Origin of the sequence: Pseudacidovorax sp. RU35E, assembly GCF_900156165.1 — a bacterium.
Lineage (GTDB): Bacteria > Pseudomonadota > Gammaproteobacteria > Burkholderiales > Burkholderiaceae_C > Xenophilus.
In genome coordinates, this window is record NZ_FTMY01000001.1 from 547,368 (window position 1) to 563,513 (window position 16,146).

At 67.2% G+C, this 16,146-nt stretch carries 22 protein-coding genes; 18 read left to right on the forward strand and 4 right to left on the reverse strand.

Translation table 11 applies throughout. The annotated features are described in order from the left end of the window. Positions 1-6 precede the first annotated feature (6 nt). Together BXA03_RS02395 and BXA03_RS02400 are read right to left on the reverse strand one after the other, a co-directional pair. Complete coding sequence (locus tag BXA03_RS02395; RefSeq protein WP_076503553.1) at positions 7-537, reverse strand: hypothetical protein; 531 nt, start codon at positions 535-537, stop codon at positions 7-9. A 389-nt stretch (positions 538-926) separates the two neighbouring features. After that, positions 927-1,388 (reverse strand): helix-turn-helix domain-containing protein, encoded by a 462-nt coding sequence (locus BXA03_RS02400; protein ID WP_076503554.1) that lies wholly within the window; start codon positions 1,386-1,388, stop codon positions 927-929. A 63-nt stretch (positions 1,389-1,451) separates the two neighbouring features. Here BXA03_RS02400 and BXA03_RS02405 point away from each other — a divergent pair, with 63 nt between their 5' ends. After that, positions 1,452-1,736, forward strand: a complete 285-nt coding sequence (locus BXA03_RS02405) for a transcriptional regulator (RefSeq protein WP_076503555.1) — start codon at positions 1,452-1,454, stop codon at positions 1,734-1,736. Here BXA03_RS02405 and BXA03_RS02410 read toward each other — a convergent pair. Beyond that, on the reverse strand, positions 1,733-2,098 hold the full coding sequence (locus BXA03_RS02410) for a hypothetical protein (RefSeq protein WP_076503556.1): 366 nt from the start codon (positions 2,096-2,098) through the stop codon (positions 1,733-1,735). The two genes, BXA03_RS02405 and BXA03_RS02410, sit on opposite strands and share 4 nt — an antisense overlap. A gap of 92 nt (positions 2,099-2,190) precedes the next feature. On the opposite strand from BXA03_RS02410, the gene BXA03_RS02415 reads away from it, so the two are divergent. The 6 genes from BXA03_RS02415 to BXA03_RS02440 all read left to right on the forward strand — a co-directional run bounded on the left by BXA03_RS02415 (position 2,191) and on the right by BXA03_RS02440 (position 7,584). After that, positions 2,191-2,655: a phage regulatory CII family protein gene (locus BXA03_RS02415; protein ID WP_143476189.1), complete on the forward strand. Its 465-nt coding sequence runs from the start codon at positions 2,191-2,193 to the stop codon at positions 2,653-2,655. Positions 2,656-2,725: 70 nt separating this feature from the next. Beyond that, a complete protein-coding gene (locus tag BXA03_RS02420; protein WP_159444695.1) occupies positions 2,726-3,631 on the forward strand; it encodes a helix-turn-helix domain-containing protein in 906 nt (301 codons plus the stop codon). Next, complete coding sequence (locus BXA03_RS02425; protein ID WP_076503559.1) at positions 3,621-4,457, forward strand: hypothetical protein; 837 nt, start codon at positions 3,621-3,623, stop codon at positions 4,455-4,457. The genes BXA03_RS02420 and BXA03_RS02425 overlap by 11 nt, the downstream gene beginning before the upstream one ends. Positions 4,458-4,650: 193 nt before the next feature. Continuing rightward, complete coding sequence (locus BXA03_RS02430) at positions 4,651-5,226, forward strand: hypothetical protein (RefSeq protein WP_076503560.1); 576 nt, start codon at positions 4,651-4,653, stop codon at positions 5,224-5,226. Further along, positions 5,216-7,276: a phage terminase large subunit family protein gene (locus BXA03_RS02435; RefSeq protein ID WP_076503561.1), complete on the forward strand. Its 2,061-nt coding sequence runs from the start codon at positions 5,216-5,218 to the stop codon at positions 7,274-7,276. Before BXA03_RS02430 ends, BXA03_RS02435 begins: the two co-directional genes overlap by 11 nt. Continuing rightward, positions 7,273-7,584: a Mor transcription activator family protein gene (locus tag BXA03_RS02440; protein ID WP_083715823.1), complete on the forward strand. Its 312-nt coding sequence runs from the start codon at positions 7,273-7,275 to the stop codon at positions 7,582-7,584. Before BXA03_RS02435 ends, BXA03_RS02440 begins: the two co-directional genes overlap by 4 nt. On the opposite strand, the gene BXA03_RS02445 is transcribed toward BXA03_RS02440, so the two are convergent. Next, positions 7,581-7,952: a response regulator gene (locus tag BXA03_RS02445; RefSeq protein ID WP_159444696.1), complete on the reverse strand. Its 372-nt coding sequence runs from the start codon at positions 7,950-7,952 to the stop codon at positions 7,581-7,583. The genes BXA03_RS02440 and BXA03_RS02445 overlap by 4 nt on opposite strands. On the opposite strand from BXA03_RS02445, the gene BXA03_RS02450 reads away from it, so the two are divergent. The 11 genes from BXA03_RS02450 to BXA03_RS02500 all read left to right on the forward strand — a co-directional run bounded on the left by BXA03_RS02450 (position 7,951) and on the right by BXA03_RS02500 (position 16,136). Then, positions 7,951-9,066 carry a sensor histidine kinase gene (locus BXA03_RS02450; protein ID WP_083715824.1) on the forward strand — a complete coding sequence of 372 codons (1,116 nt, stop codon included), beginning with the start codon at positions 7,951-7,953 and terminating at the stop codon, positions 9,064-9,066. The two genes, BXA03_RS02445 and BXA03_RS02450, sit on opposite strands and share 2 nt — an antisense overlap. A 114-nt stretch (positions 9,067-9,180) precedes the next feature. After that, positions 9,181-9,408 (forward strand): hypothetical protein, encoded by a 228-nt coding sequence (locus BXA03_RS02455; RefSeq protein ID WP_076503565.1) that lies wholly within the window; start codon positions 9,181-9,183, stop codon positions 9,406-9,408. A gap of 2 nt (positions 9,409-9,410) precedes the next feature. After that, the gene (locus BXA03_RS02460) at positions 9,411-11,006 is read left to right on the forward strand and encodes a phage portal protein (protein ID WP_083715825.1); all 1,596 of its coding nucleotides are present in this window, start codon (positions 9,411-9,413) and stop codon (positions 11,004-11,006) included. Next, positions 11,003-12,385 carry a S49 family peptidase gene (locus tag BXA03_RS02465; RefSeq protein WP_076503567.1) on the forward strand — a complete coding sequence of 461 codons (1,383 nt, stop codon included), beginning with the start codon at positions 11,003-11,005 and terminating at the stop codon, positions 12,383-12,385. The genes BXA03_RS02460 and BXA03_RS02465 overlap by 4 nt, the downstream gene beginning before the upstream one ends. A 40-nt stretch (positions 12,386-12,425) precedes the next feature. Then, entirely contained in the window at positions 12,426-12,791 is a 366-nt protein-coding gene (locus tag BXA03_RS02470; protein ID WP_076503568.1) for a head decoration protein, read from the forward strand. A gap of 40 nt (positions 12,792-12,831) precedes the next feature. After that, positions 12,832-13,869, forward strand: coding sequence for a major capsid protein (locus BXA03_RS02475; protein WP_076503569.1), 1,038 nt, complete (start codon positions 12,832-12,834; stop codon positions 13,867-13,869). A gap of 14 nt (positions 13,870-13,883) precedes the next feature. Then, positions 13,884-14,204: a head-tail joining protein gene (locus BXA03_RS02480; protein ID WP_143476190.1), complete on the forward strand. Its 321-nt coding sequence runs from the start codon at positions 13,884-13,886 to the stop codon at positions 14,202-14,204. A gap of 1 nt (position 14,205) precedes the next feature. After that, positions 14,206-14,649: a hypothetical protein gene (locus tag BXA03_RS02485; protein ID WP_076503571.1), complete on the forward strand. Its 444-nt coding sequence runs from the start codon at positions 14,206-14,208 to the stop codon at positions 14,647-14,649. An 11-nt stretch (positions 14,650-14,660) separates the two neighbouring features. Continuing rightward, complete coding sequence (locus BXA03_RS02490; RefSeq protein ID WP_076503572.1) at positions 14,661-15,320, forward strand: phage tail tube protein; 660 nt, start codon at positions 14,661-14,663, stop codon at positions 15,318-15,320. 4 nt (positions 15,321-15,324) lie between these two features. Further along, a complete protein-coding gene (locus tag BXA03_RS02495; RefSeq protein WP_143476191.1) occupies positions 15,325-15,765 on the forward strand; it encodes a hypothetical protein in 441 nt (146 codons plus the stop codon). A 56-nt stretch (positions 15,766-15,821) separates the two neighbouring features. Next, on the forward strand, positions 15,822-16,136 hold the full coding sequence (locus tag BXA03_RS02500) for a hypothetical protein (protein WP_143476192.1): 315 nt from the start codon (positions 15,822-15,824) through the stop codon (positions 16,134-16,136). Positions 16,137-16,146: the final 10 nt, after the last annotated feature.

A 16,146-nucleotide genomic window follows, 5' to 3' on the forward strand; every position in this document is an offset into this window, starting at 1 on the left:
GCCTCTTCATGACTTTGCCCCCAAGGGCGCGACGCCCGACACCCGCACGAGAAAGCCGAAGTCGTCCACGGTGGCGAGATAGCCGCTGCTGATCGACGCGCCCGGATTCATGACGTCGTAAAGCTCGGCGGCCAGCGGCGCGCGGGGATAGGCGAGCCAGTAGCTCCCGCCTGCGCTCCACGATTCAGGGATGCAGTAGGGCAACTCCGGCATGGAGCGATCAGCATTGAGCCCGCGCTCGATGTTGTCGAACTCCCGGCGGTCCATCTGCTCGCGTCGCGCTTCGGCATCGGCCTGGGCAGACGTGATGACGGGGACGCGGAAGCCGGCGCCCATGTCGAGCACGCCAACGCGCAGCGCCTTGTCGGCGGCGGGGACGGGCAGCGAGGCCCACGAGTCCGGCCCCTGGGGATGACTGGGGCACCGGTAGAACGCCTGGCGGCGCGCGCCACGCTGGCGCATCCAGATTTCGGCGCGGGGCTCGCGCGCAGGTGCTGTGCAACCGGTGACCGCCGGTGCGGGGTTGGCATGTGCCATGTGGCCTCCGTCAAAGTGACGTGGCGATTCTACAAACGTAGAAGTACAAAAATCAACAAGCGTAGAAAAACACAGCTTGTCACGTTTACAGGACAATGCACCAAAAATGGGAATTCAGTTTTTGTTCAGGAAAGTGCTAGCGCGCGACCAAGCCGTCGCGCATCGTCAGTTGGTTCGGTTGAGTGATGCGCCCCCTGCAGCGCATCGGCATGCCACGGCCTCGCGGAGGGGCTGGGCGACACAGTGCCCATGACAGGCACCGGCCAGCCGCGCCGGTAGCCTGCCCGCCGCCTATCTGCCCCCGCGCGGGGTAGGGCGGCAATCAATCCCTGTTGCTTTGCGCCGCCTTACGTTGGCGGTGCTGCGCGAGCGCGACCACGTTCGATGGTCTACGCGCGGGATGCGTTCGCCTGTCGCTTGCTGTGCGCGCGCGCAGCGTCCACCAACGCCCGGACGTATGTTTCAGCCAGCAGCCGGTCGCGCTCGCCGAGGCGGCGCCAATCCTGCTCCGACACGCTTTCGAAGGGCCACGCCCCACGCGCGGAAGCGAGGGCGCTCACAGGTGCTGCTGCGCGCGGGCCCGCGGACTTTGCACGCACCACATAGGTGCCGTCTGCCTTGGTGTCGAGATGCAGCTGCTCGGTGTCCAGCAGCTGCTCCAGCGTCAGCCCGAAGGCTCGGGCCAGCGCAGGCCCGAACTGGGACCGCGTGCTGTTTCGCTTCTCCAGCGCACTGATGGTTCCGACGTCTACGTCGGACAGCTCGGAGAGCTGTTCAAGCGTCCAGCCGAGCGTGGTGCGGTAGCGCCTGATTTGACTGCCGAGAGAAGACATGAGGCGCACGGTATACATGTGTTGATCTACAGAGAAGGACAGATGTAGACAGCCAAATTTCTACAGTTGTAGAATTTGCTGATGGATGCAATCGCAAGAGCAATCGAGGCGGGCGGTGGGCCGGCCGAGGTTGCCCGTCGACTGGGCGTGACGACGCAGGCTGTGTGCTTTTGGCGCGACGGCAGCCGCAAGCTGCCTGTGCGCTACGGCGCGGCCATCGAGTCGGCATGCCATGGGCTCGTCACGCGGCGGGACCTATGGCCGGACGACTGGAAGGCGATATGGCCTGAGCTGGTTGAGCTCGGGAGCGCGTCCGTCGCGTTCGAGGAAGGGCGGCAGCGGGACGCCATGGGCCTTCATGTCTAGATTGCTGGTCCTCGCCCCAGTGGTGCGGCGCCTCTATCGCGTGGGAGGTCGAAGCTGCAGACGCTTCGCGTGCTCTGCTGGATCGCCAGCTGTAACGTCTTGGAAGCGCTGCCGTGCGCCTCCATCCGCTGGACGCAGAACTCCAGCCACTTACGCAGCCCGTCCACCGTGAAGGGCTCGGCGTCCCCGTCTTCGTCCGTCGCGTCAGCGCTGCGGGTTGCAGGCGCGCCCTGGTGTGCCCGCAAGGCGGCGCACTCCACTTCGACGGACAGCGCGAGCTGCCCCACCACAAATTCCAAGGCGTCAAGCCGATCTTCAACCGTGGGCGCGTTGCTGTCGTGCTGCGGTGTGTCTGTGCTCATCTGGGGGAGTCCTTTCTGTGCACATGAGTTTCACGATGTCGAGCGGCGCAAGCCATGTCGACGGACGGGGCTCGCCCGACACGGGCGGCCCGATGTCGATTGACGACGCGGTCTATCACGTCGTTCATGGCGGCCCGGGCGGCGTCGAGTCCCTGGCCCCGCGCCTGGGCATGCCCGTGGGCACGCTGACCCACAAGGCCAACCCCAACAACACGACGCACTTCCTGCGTCCGCGCGAGCTGGTCGATGCGCAGCTGTTCACCGGCCAAGCCCACGTCCTGCACGCCATGGCGGCGGCGCTGGGCTTCGTGTGTACCCGCGCCACGCCCGACCAGATCGGCGGCGACCCGGTCGAGGCCGTCATGCGCCTGCAGATGGCCGAGGCCGATTTCGCGCGTGCCGTGGCTGACGCGGTACTGGTGGGCGAGGGCAGGGTGACGCGCAACGAAATCCGGCGCGCGGAGGCGATGGCCCAGGAGCTGATTGCCACCGTGGGCCACGCGCTGGCGATGCTGCGCGGCCGAATGCGCCCCGCGCCGCCACCTGCAGAACTGTGAGCGCCGGCACGTGAGTACACGAATCATGGGCCTGTGCTGGCCCCTGACCATGCGACCGCCCCCAAAGGCCGTGCTCATCGCACTGGCCGACATGGCGAACGATGAGGGCTTCTGCTGGCCCAGCATCGAGCGGCTGTGTGAGCGGACCTGCTACGGCAGGACGGCGGTGATCGAAGCGATTGGCTGGCTGGAGTCGGTGGGCATCGTGCGTGCCAACCGGACCAACGGGCGCAAGACGACGTACTGGGTTGAACCCGAGAAATTCGCTGCAAACGCAGCGGGCGAGCCGTCATTGAATGCGCCAAACCAGTCCGCCACGCGAACCGGTCCGCCAGGCGTACCGGTCCGCCACACGGACGGGACCCGTCCGCCACGCGGACCGGTACCAGTCCGCCACGCGGACACTAATCGTCATAGAACCATCAAGGAATCAAAACCCCCCTTGCCCCCCGCTGTCGCGGAGGGCGCGCACACGTCCCATCGCAATTCCACGGAGACCGGCCCGGCAGATGCCGAAGCTGCAGCATCTGCAGCCGACTTCGAGGTCCTCGTCGCGATGTACCCACGCCGCAAGGCTCTGGAGCGTGCCCGGCGGGCCTGGGTGGCCCTGGCACCGGACGCAGCCTTGCGCCAGACGATCCTGGCCGCTGCAGAGGCACAGGCCAGCGGCGCAGAGTGGCAGCGGCTGCGCAGCGAAGGACGCGATCACCTGATCCCCATGCTGTCGTCTTGGCTGCACGGGCGCCGATGGACCGACGAGGCGCCGGTGCCTGCAGCAGTGGCAGCCGCGGCGGGAGCGACACCGGGCGCCCCCTGGGACGCCACGCGCAGCGGCATCGAGGCCATGGGCGAGGCCCTGGGCCTGGGCCGATGGGACGAGGGCGCTTTCCAGGCTGGCTGCGGCCGGGCCTTCCCGGTCTACGCATCGGCCGTGCGCCGGGCCCGCGAGGCAAAGGGAGGCAACCATGCGCATTGACGCCTCCGTGACGGTGGACGAGAAGGTCCGCCACCTGGCCGACCGGCTCACCGGTCCGCAGTTCGCCGCGGCGCAGGCGGCCGCCATCAACGATACGGCCTTCAAGGTGCGGGGCGTGATGGTCGCCGCGCTCACCAGCGCCTTCGACCGGCCAACACCGTTCGTCGCACGCTCGCCCAAGGTGCTGCAGGCCACGCCGGAAAACCTCACGGCCCGCATCATCCCCACGCTCGATGCGCGGGGCGTGTGGACGCCGGGCGGCAAGATCGGCGTTGATCCGCAGCACGTGCTCCAGGCGCAGGAGTTCGGCGGGCGCCGGGCCGACAAACGCAGTGAGGTCGCACTGCGCCGCGCCGGCATCCTGCCCGCGGGCATGCAGACGGCCATCCCCGAGCGTCCCTATCCCGGCAGCGACGACGGCCGCGGCAACCTGCGCGGCGCCTTCCTCTCGCAGCTCATCAGCTACCTGCAGGCCAGCAATGAGCAGGGCTACCGGGCCAACATGACCGACCGCCGAAAGGCCCAGCTGCGCAATCAGCAGGGCATCGGCTCCATCGCCAATCGCAAGGTCTACCAGACCACGCTCGGCGTTCGCTACTTCGTGGCTTATGGCCGGCTGCGTGGTGGGCGAGGCCGCCACCTGGCCCCGGGCGTGTGGGCCGCGCGTGGCACCCATGACAGCGATGTGGCACCCGTGCTGCTGTTTGTGCGCCTGGCCGGCTACCGGCCGCGCATCAGCATGGACAACATCGCATCGAAGGCGCAGGCCAGTGATGTGCTGGCCCGGCGCATGCGCTACCGCATCCGTCAGGTGGCGGGCGTTTGATGAAAGACACCGACATGCATCGATCACGTTTCGCGTGGAACACCGCGCGGTGTTCCATGGCCGAGGCCGCCGAGGCTGCAAAACCAGTCCGCCACGCGGACCGGTCCGGCACGGGTCCCTCCTGTGGGGTCACCAGTGCGGGTAATTCGCACCGCGGCCTCGGACTGTTCACCGATGTTCCTAAGGGGGTTAAGTGAAGGTCATCCCACTGTTGGACCAGCCCATATCCCAGGCTGAGTTCGCTCAGCTCATCGGCGTCAGCGAGGCGCGCGTGAGTCAGCTTGTGAGCGAGGGCGTCATTGCCCGCGGCGATACGGCATCGGCTTGGCTGCTCGGCTACTGCGAGCGCCTGCGCGATCAGGCGGCCGGCCGTGCAGGCGCGGAGGCCGGCGGCCTCGACCTCGTGCAGGAGCGCGCTGCCCTCGCGCGGGAGCAGCGCATCGGCCAGGCCATCAAGAACCAAGTGGCCCGCCGTGAGTTCGCCGCCGTGGGTCTGCTGGCCGATGTGCTTGCGCGCGCTGCCAGCGCCGTGGTCGACCGCTTCGATCAGCTGGAGGGCACGCTGCGCAAGGCCGTGCCCGACCTGCCGGACGAGGCGAAGGTCGCCGTGCTGCAGGTGGTCGCGCACGCGCGCAACGAATGGATCCGCGGAACCGAGCGCCTCGTCGCCGAAGAGGTCGACGCCATGATGGCGGCGGAAGAAGAGTTGCAGCAAGAAGAAGACGACCGCTGGGCCGGTCTACCGGACGCGACAGGCCATGAGTCTTAATCCTCCCACGCTTCATCCGGAAACGGCCGAGGCCATCAAGGCCGCCGTCCGCCTGGGCCTCGACAGCCTGCGCGCCGACCCGCCGCAGCGACTGGGCGACTGGGCCCAGGACGAATTCAAGCTGGCCGGTGAAAGCAGCCACACGAAGGGCGCCTGGCTCGCCTGGGCCTTTCAGGTCGGCATCCTCGACTTCATGAGCGATGACCGTATTGAGGAACTTGACGTGATGAAGGCCAAGCGCGTCGGCTACACGAAGATGATCACCGCCTTCGTTTGCTACAACATCGCGCACCGCCGCCGGAAGCAAGCCCTGTGGCAGCCCACGGACGACGACCGGGACAGCTACGTCAAGAGCGAGATTGACCCGCTGCTCGATCCGCAGACGGGCGTGGCCGCGGTCAACAAGGCCCGCAAGCGCGGCAAGGGCCCCAATGACGAGACGATCAAGCTCAAGAGCTTCCGGGACAGCGTCCTGCACCTGCTCGGTGGCAAGGCCGCGCGCGCGTTTCGCCGAATCACGGTGGCCGTTTCCATCCTCGATGAGATCAGCAAGTTTGACCGCAGCATCGAGAAGGCCGGCCCGCCGCGCGGCCTGGCTCGCGGCCGATTGGAGGGCGCGCCGTATCCGAAGCTCGTGTGCGGCTCCACGCCGCTGCTCAAAGGGCTGTGCCACATCGAGGACGCGGCCAACGAGGCCGAGGGCTTCGTGCGCTTTCACATCGAGTGCCCGCACTGCGGCGCCGATCACCCGCTGATGTGGGGCGGCAAAGATAAACGCCACGGCTTCAAGTGGGACCGCGGGCACCCGCAGACGGTGCACCACGTCTGCCCGCACTGCCATGAATCCATCACGCAGGCCGACTACCTTCGCGGCGGCATGCCGCAGCAGGGAGAGTGGGTGTGCGAGCGAACCGGCAAGCGCTACGGGACCGACCGCACCTGGCGCGACAGCGCCGGCACGCCCTGCCGCCCACCGCGCAGCCTGGCCGTGCACGTCTGGACGGCGTACAGCCCGCAGCGCGCGTGGTCCGACATCGTGGAGGAATTCGAGAACGGCCTGAGGGCACTGGAGAAGGGCGACGCCGGCCCCATGCAGCTCTTCGTGAACGAGACGCTGGGCGAGACGTGGGAACTGGCCGGCGAGCGCACCGATGAGCACGTCCTGCAGGCCCGCGCCGAGCCCTACAAGCTGCAGACGGTGCCGGTGGGCTGCCTGGTGCTCACGGCCGGCGTCGACGTGCAGCGCAACCGCTGGGAAATCACGGTATGGGGATGGGGCAGGGGGCTGGAGTCCTGGGTGATCGACGTCGTCGTGATTGAGGGAAATCCGGCGGTGGACGAGGAATGGGCGGCTGTCACCGCGCAGCTGCAGCGCCGCTATCGGCAGGACTGGCACGGCGGCAGCCTGGGCCTGAGTGCCATCAGCATCGACAGCTCGGACCAGACGCAGGCGGTCTACAACTGGGTCAGCAAGGCACAGCACGTCCTGCCGCAGCTGCGGGCCATCAAGGGCGATGGGAACGAGGCCATCAGCATCCTCGGGCCCAGCAGCCTGCAGGAAGTGAACTGGCGGGGACGCAAGATCGCGAGGGGCATCAAGCTATGGCGCGTGGGCACGGACGCGGCTAAGGACCTGTTGCTCGGACAGCTCGCCATTGACCAGCCGGGCCCAGGCTACGTGCATTTCTCTAACGAGCTACCCCGCGACTTCTTCGAGCAGCTTACGGCAGAGCAGCGCGTGCTCGCAAAGCTCAATGGACGCGATGCCTATCGATGGGTGAAGCGACGGCCACGCAATGAGCAGCTCGACAACCGCAACTACGCGCTGCATGCGGCTCTCGGTCTTGGACTGGACCGCTGGCCGCAGGAGCGATGGGTCAAGCTCGAAGCTGCTCTGCAGCCTGCCAAAGATCTGTTCGCGTCAGACATGTTGTCAGCCAGGCACCCTGACGCATCAGCTAACTCAGATCCTAAGCCGTTGCCGCTTCAGACTTCGCCTCAGCGGCACAACGCCGCTGAAGACCTTCTATTCGACCCCATCGCGCTATGAAACGATTGCCTATTCCTGCTGACGACCCACTGGCGATCATCGAAGACGAAGCTCGTTCCGTCGCAGTGCAGTATGGTGCTCAGTGGTCGAACGAGGCTGCGACGACGTTCATGCGGCGTCTCGCCGAGCGGCTTGGAGGAGCGCAGCTGTACGTGCCCCGGCTCAGCATCTCAGCGCGGCGTACGCGGGATGAACAGATCCGCGCGCAGTTTGACGGCCGCAACGCCCGCCAGCTCGCCCGTGAGTTTCATACCTCTGAACGGACTGTCCGCCGCGTCCTGGCCCGTGGTCACCTCGAAGCGCCTTAACACCTTGGTGCGGACAGGACACCTATCAGCTTCTCAAGGTCCAAGGGTTTCGTAAAGCAGTGCGTGAAGGGTCCCGAAAGCCGCAATCCATCGACGCGGAGTGCATTGCCCGAGACGGCCAACAGCATCGGAGCCTTCGCGCCCAGCTCTTTCAACAGGTGATTGGCTGCCACCTCGCCATCCATGCGGGGCATCTCGAGGTCGAAGACGACAAATGTTGGCAGAGTTCGCCGGACAGACTCGATAGCCTCAACACCATCGTATGCAACACCGACGGTGCAATGTTCAATAGTGTCCTGGAGGATCAACTTGAGCAGTTGAGCAGTATCCTCATCATCATCGACAACAAGGATGTGAAAGTCGTTCATGAGTGCCTCAAAACCAACCAAGATGCGACTTTCAGAGTTCATCACCCTTCGAGCCGACGACATCTTGGAAGAGGCTGTGCAGTTTGCTCAAGCGCTGCCGGCACTGGCGCGCGCTTCACGAGCAGAAGTACGAGACCACTTCAGGGAGTGCCTGGACGAAATTGTCATGCGGATGCATGCGGTCGAGGGTAGGACAGAAGCGGGAGAACCTGATGGTGCTCAAGACGCTGCGGAGCCCATGACTGCGGCCCAAGATCATGGAGCAGCACGCGCGAGGGACGGACTCACCGTGGTTGAACTTGCCGCGGAGTACCGAACATTGCGTGCGTGTGTGCTGAGACTGTGGCGAGACGAATGCGGGCCTCAGCCTGAGGATCTGGACGATCTGATGCGCTTCAACGAGACCATCGATCAGGCTCTCATGGAGTCGATTGAACGGTTTGAGGAACAGGTGGAGTACTGGCGACGAATTTTCCTTGGCGTGATCGGGCACGACCTGCGGGCCCCGCTAAACGCTATTGCGCTGACTGCAGAATTGCTGCGGCTCAAGGCAAAAGAGGACGTAGCTCGCCACACTGCCGTCATCGCCCGGGCAAGCAAACGCATCGGCAGCATGCTCGATTCACTGCTTGAGTACGCAAGCAATCGTCCTGGCTCTCCAATGTCGCTTCGGAAAACGGACGTAGACATAGCTGTGGCCATGGAGGATGAGATTCAGATTCTCCGCGCTGCGTTTCCGTCCAGACGCATTGAACTGTCCCTTGTCGAGCCGGGCGAGGCCATGGTCGATGCCTCTCGACTGCGGGAAGCCGTAGCGAACCTGGTTTCTAACGCGGCACAGCATGGCTCTGGCGAAACGGTCGATGTGGCGGTGCGGGGGGCGGAGGGTCAATTGGTGGTCGAGGTGTCCAACGATGGTCATCTGTCGGAACATGAGCTTTCCAACCTGTTCGAGCCGTTCAAAGCGACGCGCAGGGACTTTCACGGCCAGCAGGCGAATCTAGGTTTGGGCTTGTTCATCTGTCGTCAGATCGTGGACGCGCATGGCGGCAAGATCAGCATTGCATCTAACTCGGGACGCGTGCGCGTCAGCATGCAGTTTCCTAACCAGTGATGTTGGCTTGAGGCGTAACTCCCATAACTGAGTGGCGCTTAGGCAGTTAGCTTGGACAACTGTCTGTGACTTTGCCTCTGTGACTTGGCTCGCCGCATCAGGTCTCATCCATGGATGGGCCTGTATCGTCATTCAACCGACCAAGAACTGCAGCAGCTTCGCGGCAAGCTGTTCGCTTCGCTGCACGAGCGCCTGACGGGCCCCACCTCGGCGACGGTTAACGGCCGAGGCGTCCAGTACCAGCAGCGCACCGATGAGCTGCGCCGCGAGCTGGCGGATATCGATGCCGAGCTGAATCGTCGCGCTGGCGTACCGCTGCGCGGCCCCATCTACCTCGTATGACGATGGGCCGCCGTGCAAAGCGCTTCGGTCGAAGCGTTTCCCTCGCTGTGCCTGAGTCCGGGGCTGCGTCTAGCCCCAGCATGGCCGCTCACCATGCGGCCGGCCATGACCATGCAATGTTCGATTGGCACCCGGGCGGCGGCAGCGCGGATGCGGACCTCCTGCCGGACCTGGACCTTCTCACGGCCCGCTCGCGCGACCTCACGCGAAACAACGGCCTCATGGCCGGCGGCATCCAGACGCTGCGCGACAACATCGTCGGCGCGGTGCTGCGCCTCTCGTCCACGCCCGATTACCGGCTGCTCGGATGGTCCCGCGAGAAGGCCCGGGAGTGGGGCAACAACACCGAGGCCCATTTCCGGTCCTGGGCCGAGACCACGGAATGCGATGCCGGCCGCTCGCTCAACCTGCTCGGCCTCACGCTGCAGGCGCTAAGCGGCAGCATGGTCAACGGCGACGGCCTGGGCCTGCCGCTGTGGCTGCCGCGCTCGGGCAGCTCGTGGGCGACCCGCATCATGCTGGTGGAGTCCGACCGGCTCGCCACGCCGCCGGCCATGGCGGCCATGCCGCACATCCGCGGCGGGATCGAGTTCGACCGGTACGGCGCGCCGACCTTTTACAACGTGCGTCGCAGCCATCCGGGCGATGCAATGGGTGCATGGGCTTCCGGCGCCGACGAATGGGAGCGCATCCCCGCGTTCACCGCCTGGGGCCGCCGCCGCGTCCTTCACCTGCACGACAAGGAGCGCACGGGCCAGTCGCGCGGTAAGCCCATCGTTGCCGCGGTCATGCGCGAATTCCACATGGCCGGCAAATACTCCAGCAACGAGCTGGAGGCCAGCGTCGCCAATTCGCTGGTAGCGGCTTTTCTTGAGTCGAACCTCGACGAGGAATCGGCCGGTGCGCTCTTCGGGCAGGATCCGCGCGCGGCGTGGGGCGAGTCCGTCAAGCAGGCGCGCAACCTGCGCCGCATGCAGGGCGCGGCCATCATTCCGCTGCCCGTGGGCGCCAAGGTCTCCAGCTTCACGCCGGGCCGGCCCAACGCCGCCTTCGAGGCGTTCATGCTGGCCGTGTTGCGGCACGTCGCCGCGGGCCTCAATCTCCCCTATGAGCTGCTGCTGAAGGATTTCAGCAAGACCAACTACAGCAGCGCCCGTGCCGCGCTGCTGGAAGCCTGGCGCTACTTCCACGGCCGACGCCGCTGGCTCATGGATTACTGGCTGCGGCCCATCTATGAGCTGTGGCTCGAAGAAGCCATCAATTCCGGCCTGGTCGAAGCCCCGGACTTCTACGCGAAGCGCTATGCCTTCTCGCGTTGCCGCTTCATCTTTGGCGGCCGTGGCTGGGTGGACCCGGTCAAGGAAGCCAACGCGGCGCAGATCCGCATGGCCGCCGGCATCTCCACCCTGGAGCAGGAATGCGCAGAACAGGGCTGGGACTACGAAGAAATCATGGACCAGCTCGCGCTGGAGCGCCGCATGCGCGCCGCGCGTGGCATTCCTGAGCCGGCCGCGCCCGCTGCTGCATCGCCGGCCGCAGAGCCAGACGACACCGAGGCGCTGCCCGAGGACGCCGAAGCGGAGGGCCTCCCCCAATGAACCACTACCCCCATCTCGCTTCGCGCGTGTTCAACACGCCGTTGCTGATTCATCCGCAGAAGCTGGACGCCATCGTCTCGGGCCTGGGCCAGCGCCTGCTGGGTTCGCCGCTCGCGCCAGTCGCTGCCGCGGCCGTCGCGAGCGCCGAGGCCCCGGCGCCTGCCATGTTCAGCACCCGCAAGGGTGCCCGCGCGGAGCGCGGCTACATGGTCACCGATGGCGTTGCCGTCCTGGGCGTGCAGGGTGCCCTCGTGCACCGCTCGCAGTTCGTCATGGCCGACAGCTCTTTCCTGCTGGGCTACAACCAGATTGCGGCCGATCTCGAAGACGCCATGGGCAATGCCGACGTCCACGCCGTGCTGCTGGCCTTCGACTCGCCCGGCGGCGAAGTGGCCGGCGCCTTCGAGCTGGCCGAGCGCATGCAGGACATGAGCGGTCGCAAGCCCATGCGCGCCATCGCCGACAACCTCGCCGCGAGCGCCGCCTACCTGGCCGCCAGTGCCGCCGACGAAGTCGCCATCACGTCCACGGCCTATGCAGGCTCCATCGGCGTCGTCATGCGCCATGTGGACTTCTCCCGCGCGCTGCAAAACGACGGTGTGGCCGTCACGCACATCTTCGCGGGGGACCACAAGGTTGACGGCAACCCCTATGAGCCGCTGCCCAAGGAAGTGCGCGCCGCACTGCAGGCCGACGTCGAGGGCCTCTACACGATGTTCGTCGACGCCGTGGCCAAGCACCGCGGCATCGAGGCCGAGCAGGTGCGCGGCACCCGCGCCGCCGTCTTCCGCGGCGCTGCCGCCGTGGACGCGCGCTTGGCAGACCGCGTCGCCACGGCCGATCAGCTCCTCACCGAATTGGCCGCCCTGCGTGGGCGGTCGTATCCCGCCGGGCCTGGTGCCCGCGTCGCAACCGCCCTCACCACAGGAGCTTCCATGAGCGGCAATTCCCAAGAGCAGGGCGGCGCCCCGTCCGCCCATTCCAACAACCCGGCGGCCAGCTCGGTCAGCGCTGCGGACATCGAGCGCGCCCGTGCCGAAGGCGCACAGGGCGAGCGTGCCCGCGTCACGGCCATCCTGGGCCATGCCTTGGCCGCAGCGCATATGCCGCTCGCGCTGCAGTGCATCGCGACGGGGCTGAGCGCCGACCAGTCGACGGCCATCCTCGGCGCAGCGGGTCCGGCCGCTTCGGCGGTGCCCGCAGCCATCCCGGCCGCAGCCGCGGCGGCTGCAGGCGGGGGTGAGTTCGCCCGCGCCATGGCCGCCATCGGCAATCCCGCCGTCAGCGGTGTCGAAGGTGCTGCACCGCAGGCCGAGCAGCCCGGCGCCGTGTCCGCCACCTGGGACCGCGCCTTCCGCATCAGCCCGGCCGGCCGCTGATTCGGCCCCCGTCTTCATTCCCCTTCTGGAGTCATTTCCCATGACCGTTTTCGTTGAAGGCCGCCACGCGGCCGAGCACCTTGTCAGCGAGGCCAACGGCACTCGCTCGCGCGACACCGTCACCCTCGTGGCCAGCGCCGTCTATCCGGCTGGCGCCGTGCTGGGCAAGGTCACCGCCTCGGGCAAGTTCACCGTCCTTGACCCGGCCGCCCATGACGGTAGCGAGACCGCTGCTGCCGTCCTCTTCGACGCCGTCGACGCCACCGCGGGCGACCGTCCGGGCGTCGTGAACAGCCGCGACACCGAGGTCCACGGCGCCGCCCTGGCCTGGCCCGATGGCATCGGCGCTCCCGAGAAGGCCGCCGCCCTGGCCCAACTCGCCGCCCTCGGCATCGTCGCGCGCTGATCCCGCGCGGCTTCTCTCTTCCATCACAAAAGGAACCCAGATGGCCCACATGGACGTCTTCCGTCAGCGCGCATTCCACATGGTCGAGATGTCGGCCGCGGTGCAGCGCGCTCCCTACAAACCCAACTTCCTCGGCTCGCTGAACCTGTTCACGACCAAGCGCGTGCGCACGCCCACGGTGTCGGTCGAGGACAAGGGCGGCGTGCTGTCGCTGATCCAGACCAGCGAGCGCGGAGCCCCGATTAGCGAAGGCGAGCGCGAGAAGCGCAACCTTCGCGACTTCCGCACCGTCCGCATCGCCCGCGGGCACACGCTCTACGCGCACGAAATCGACGGCATCCGGGCCTTCGGCACGGACAGCGAGCTGCAGATGGTGCAGAACGAGGTGGCCGAGATCATGAGCGGCGAGACGGGCCTGCGCGCCGCCGTCGACCTCACGCACGAGAACATGCGCTTGGGCGCGATCCAGGGCGTGGTGGTCGACGCTGACGGCTCCACGCTCTGGAACTGGTTCGACGCCTTCGGCATTCAGCAGCCGGGCGAGATCGATTTCGACCTCGACGCCGCCAACCCGCAATCCGGCGCCGTGCGCACGAAGTGCAATCAGGTGGTGCGCAGCATGCAGCGGGCCGCGCAGGGTGCGTGGAATCCGCAGACGTCCGTGGTGGGCCTGTGCGGCGATGCGTTCTTCGACCAGCTCACCAGCCACGCCGAGGTCCGCAGTACCTACTTGAACCAGCAGGAGGCCGCCGACCTGCGCGGCGCCGTGGGTCGGGTGTTCAGTTCGTTCACCTATGGCGACATCACCTGGATCAACTACCGCGGCACCGACGACAACGCCACGGTGGCCATCGGCACCGACAAATGCAAGTTCTTCCCCGTGAACGCCCCGGGCGCCTTCGTGCAGGCGTTCTCGCCGGCCGAGTTCCTGCCGTTCGTGAACACGCCCGGCCAGGATGTCTATGCCATCGTGGTCGAGGACAAGGAACGCCAAGCCTGGGTGCGGCCCGAGATCTACAGCTATCCCCTGTTCATGTGCACTCGCCCGGGCATGCTGCTGCGCGCGAAGCGGACCTGAGCGGACACGGCATCGTGAACATCGTTGCTCCCTTCGCGGGCATCGAACGCCTGGTAAATGGCGGCGCAGCGGCGCTGCTGGCGAACGCCGTCGCCCAGGTCGACGGCGGCGAGCCCTTCGGCGTCGTCTTCGAGCGCATGCCGGCTGTCTTCGACGGCATGGTCGAGTCCACCGGGCCCACGGCCTCTTTCGACCTGGCGAAGGCGCCGAGCCTCGCCATGGACTCGGCGCTCGTGATCGACGGCGTGACGTGGTACGTGGCCGGTGGCCTCACGCCCGATGCCTCGGGCTGGGTCACGGTCCGTCTATCTCAAGCCGCCGACCTGGGCCGCTGACATGCACGCACAGCAACAGATCCTCGAAGCGGTGCGGGCCGGCCTGGTCGGTGTCACCGATGCTGGCGACAACGTCTTTCTGGACCGAGCCCGCGCCCTCGGCGCGGGTCAGCTGCCCGCCGTCCTGATCCGTGAGCACGAGCAGGGCGAAGAGGTGGACCCGCCGGTCGCTGGCCGGGCCGAGCAGCGGCGCTTCCGCGTGCTGCTGCGGGCCGTGGTCGCCGACGACGCGGACGCACCCGCGAAGGCGCGGCAGCTGGGCCTGCAGCTGGAGCGGGTGCTCGGCTCGCCCCAGTTCAAGGCCGTCAAAGCCAACCGCATGCGGCTGCTCGCGAGCCGACACATGCCTTTCGACGGTGGCGAAACGCCCATGGCCGCGCGTGAGCAGCTGTGGACCGTCACCTACTTTCTTCTCCGGCGCGAGGCGCCGGATCAACCTTCCTGATCGGAGCGCACATGGACGTGCAAATCTGGGCGGACGTCAGCGTCGCGGTGCAGACCGACCGCGGCGCCGCCAAGGCCATCACCGGCGTCACCAAGGGCGCCGCCACCCTCATTCAATGTGCCGGCCATGGCTTCGAGGCCGGCGCCGCGGTGTTCGTGCGCACGCGCGGCATCGGCGCGCTGGACTACGCCGTGGGCCTGGTGGCCGACCCGAGCGCCGACGGCTTCACGCTGCATGGCGTCGATTCGACGGGCTTTCGCGGCTCAATCGCCGAAGGCTCGACGGTGCAATTGATCACCTTCGGCGCCGAGGCTGAGACGCTGCAGGAGATCACGCCCAGCGGCGGCGAGGCGCCCGATGTGGCGATCAACACCATTCACCCGCGCCCCGATCACTCGGTCCCGGGCAAGCCGGCGCCCATCGTGTATTCCTTCGGCTCGCTGTGGGTGCCCACCGATCCCGCGCTCGTCGCGCTCAAGGCCGCGGCCCGCGCGCGCAGCACCTGCGCCGTGCGCTTCACTTGGGCCGATGGCACGACGCTGCTTTTCGCGGGGATGCCGAGTGCCTCGATGGCCCCGGGCGGTGCGTCGGGTCAGCCCGTGACGACGCCGATCAAGGTCAACGTGCGTGGCCCGCTGGCGACCGTGGCCGGCGCCGACGGGGAGGACTGACGCAATGACGAAGTCAATAAGGGTCCGCGATGCGGTCGCGGAGGAAGCCGACGCGCGGACGGCGGCAATGGGCGTGGTCGGTGCAGCGGGAGCCGTGTCGTTACCCGGCGTGCCGGATGGCGTTCCGGCCGAAGAGGTCGCTTCGGCCACCCTCGGCCCAGTCATCGTGCGCGGCGCGCTCTTCACCGAGGTTCTGGCCGACGACGTCCTGGCCTCGCGCGAGAAGCCCCGCGCGGGCGAAGACGAGCAGGTCGCCGCTGTCCGCGCGGCCGTCGAAAAGACCGTGCGCACGCTCGCCCGCCAGGTGCTGGATGCGGACGGCCAGCCCCTCAAGACCTATGCCGAATGGAACGTCTTCGGCGTGCGGCACCGGGACGAGGTGCTGCACCTGTTCAACGTCGCGCGCCGGCTCAATGGCTCGGCGGAGGACGCAGAAAAAAACTGAGGGAGCACCCCGCACTGCGCGACGCGTACACGCTCGCGCAGTTGCTGGGGTGCACGGTGGCCGCCCTGGTGGGCCGCAATCTGAGTGCGCAGGAGTTCGAGCATTGGCGAGTCATCATGAAAGCGGAGCAGCTGCATCCCCGTGTGGCGCAGCTGCGGCATGCCCAGCTGCTGGCGGCGGTCTATCAGGGCCCGTCCACCCGCAAGGGTGTGCGCCGGCCATGGCTCGCGTCGGACTTCATAGCGCCCGATCCGTGGGCGGATTCGCCCGTGCCTGGTGCAGTGAGCGGCGGGGGCTCGGTGCGCCGCGTCACGAAGGGGCGGGACGTGCTCGCACTCGCGCGGGCCAGCCAGGCCAACAGACGCCGATGACTGCCCAGGT

Coding starts and splice junctions, on each gene's coding strand:
- BXA03_RS02395 (WP_076503553.1), bottom strand. CDS start 537: ATGGCACATGCCAACCCCGCACCGGCGGTCACCGGTTGCACAGCACCT.
- BXA03_RS02400 (WP_076503554.1), bottom strand. CDS start 1,388: ATGTATACCGTGCGCCTCATGTCTTCTCTCGGCAGTCAAATCAGGCGC.
- BXA03_RS02405 (WP_076503555.1), top strand. CDS start 1,452: ATGGATGCAATCGCAAGAGCAATCGAGGCGGGCGGTGGGCCGGCCGAG.
- BXA03_RS02410 (WP_076503556.1), bottom strand. CDS start 2,098: ATGAGCACAGACACACCGCAGCACGACAGCAACGCGCCCACGGTTGAA.
- BXA03_RS02415 (WP_143476189.1), top strand. CDS start 2,191: ATGTCGATTGACGACGCGGTCTATCACGTCGTTCATGGCGGCCCGGGC.
- BXA03_RS02425 (WP_076503559.1), top strand. CDS start 3,621: ATGCGCATTGACGCCTCCGTGACGGTGGACGAGAAGGTCCGCCACCTG.
- BXA03_RS02435 (WP_076503561.1), top strand. CDS start 5,216: ATGAGTCTTAATCCTCCCACGCTTCATCCGGAAACGGCCGAGGCCATC.
- BXA03_RS02440 (WP_083715823.1), top strand. CDS start 7,273: ATGAAACGATTGCCTATTCCTGCTGACGACCCACTGGCGATCATCGAA.
- BXA03_RS02450 (WP_083715824.1), top strand. CDS start 7,951: ATGAGTGCCTCAAAACCAACCAAGATGCGACTTTCAGAGTTCATCACC.
- BXA03_RS02445 (WP_159444696.1), bottom strand. CDS start 7,952: ATGAACGACTTTCACATCCTTGTTGTCGATGATGATGAGGATACTGCT.
- BXA03_RS02455 (WP_076503565.1), top strand. CDS start 9,181: ATGGGCCTGTATCGTCATTCAACCGACCAAGAACTGCAGCAGCTTCGC.
- BXA03_RS02460 (WP_083715825.1), top strand. CDS start 9,411: ATGGGCCGCCGTGCAAAGCGCTTCGGTCGAAGCGTTTCCCTCGCTGTG.
- BXA03_RS02465 (WP_076503567.1), top strand. CDS start 11,003: ATGAACCACTACCCCCATCTCGCTTCGCGCGTGTTCAACACGCCGTTG.
- BXA03_RS02470 (WP_076503568.1), top strand. CDS start 12,426: ATGACCGTTTTCGTTGAAGGCCGCCACGCGGCCGAGCACCTTGTCAGC.
- BXA03_RS02475 (WP_076503569.1), top strand. CDS start 12,832: ATGGCCCACATGGACGTCTTCCGTCAGCGCGCATTCCACATGGTCGAG.
- BXA03_RS02485 (WP_076503571.1), top strand. CDS start 14,206: ATGCACGCACAGCAACAGATCCTCGAAGCGGTGCGGGCCGGCCTGGTC.
- BXA03_RS02490 (WP_076503572.1), top strand. CDS start 14,661: ATGGACGTGCAAATCTGGGCGGACGTCAGCGTCGCGGTGCAGACCGAC.
- BXA03_RS02495 (WP_143476191.1), top strand. CDS start 15,325: ATGACGAAGTCAATAAGGGTCCGCGATGCGGTCGCGGAGGAAGCCGAC.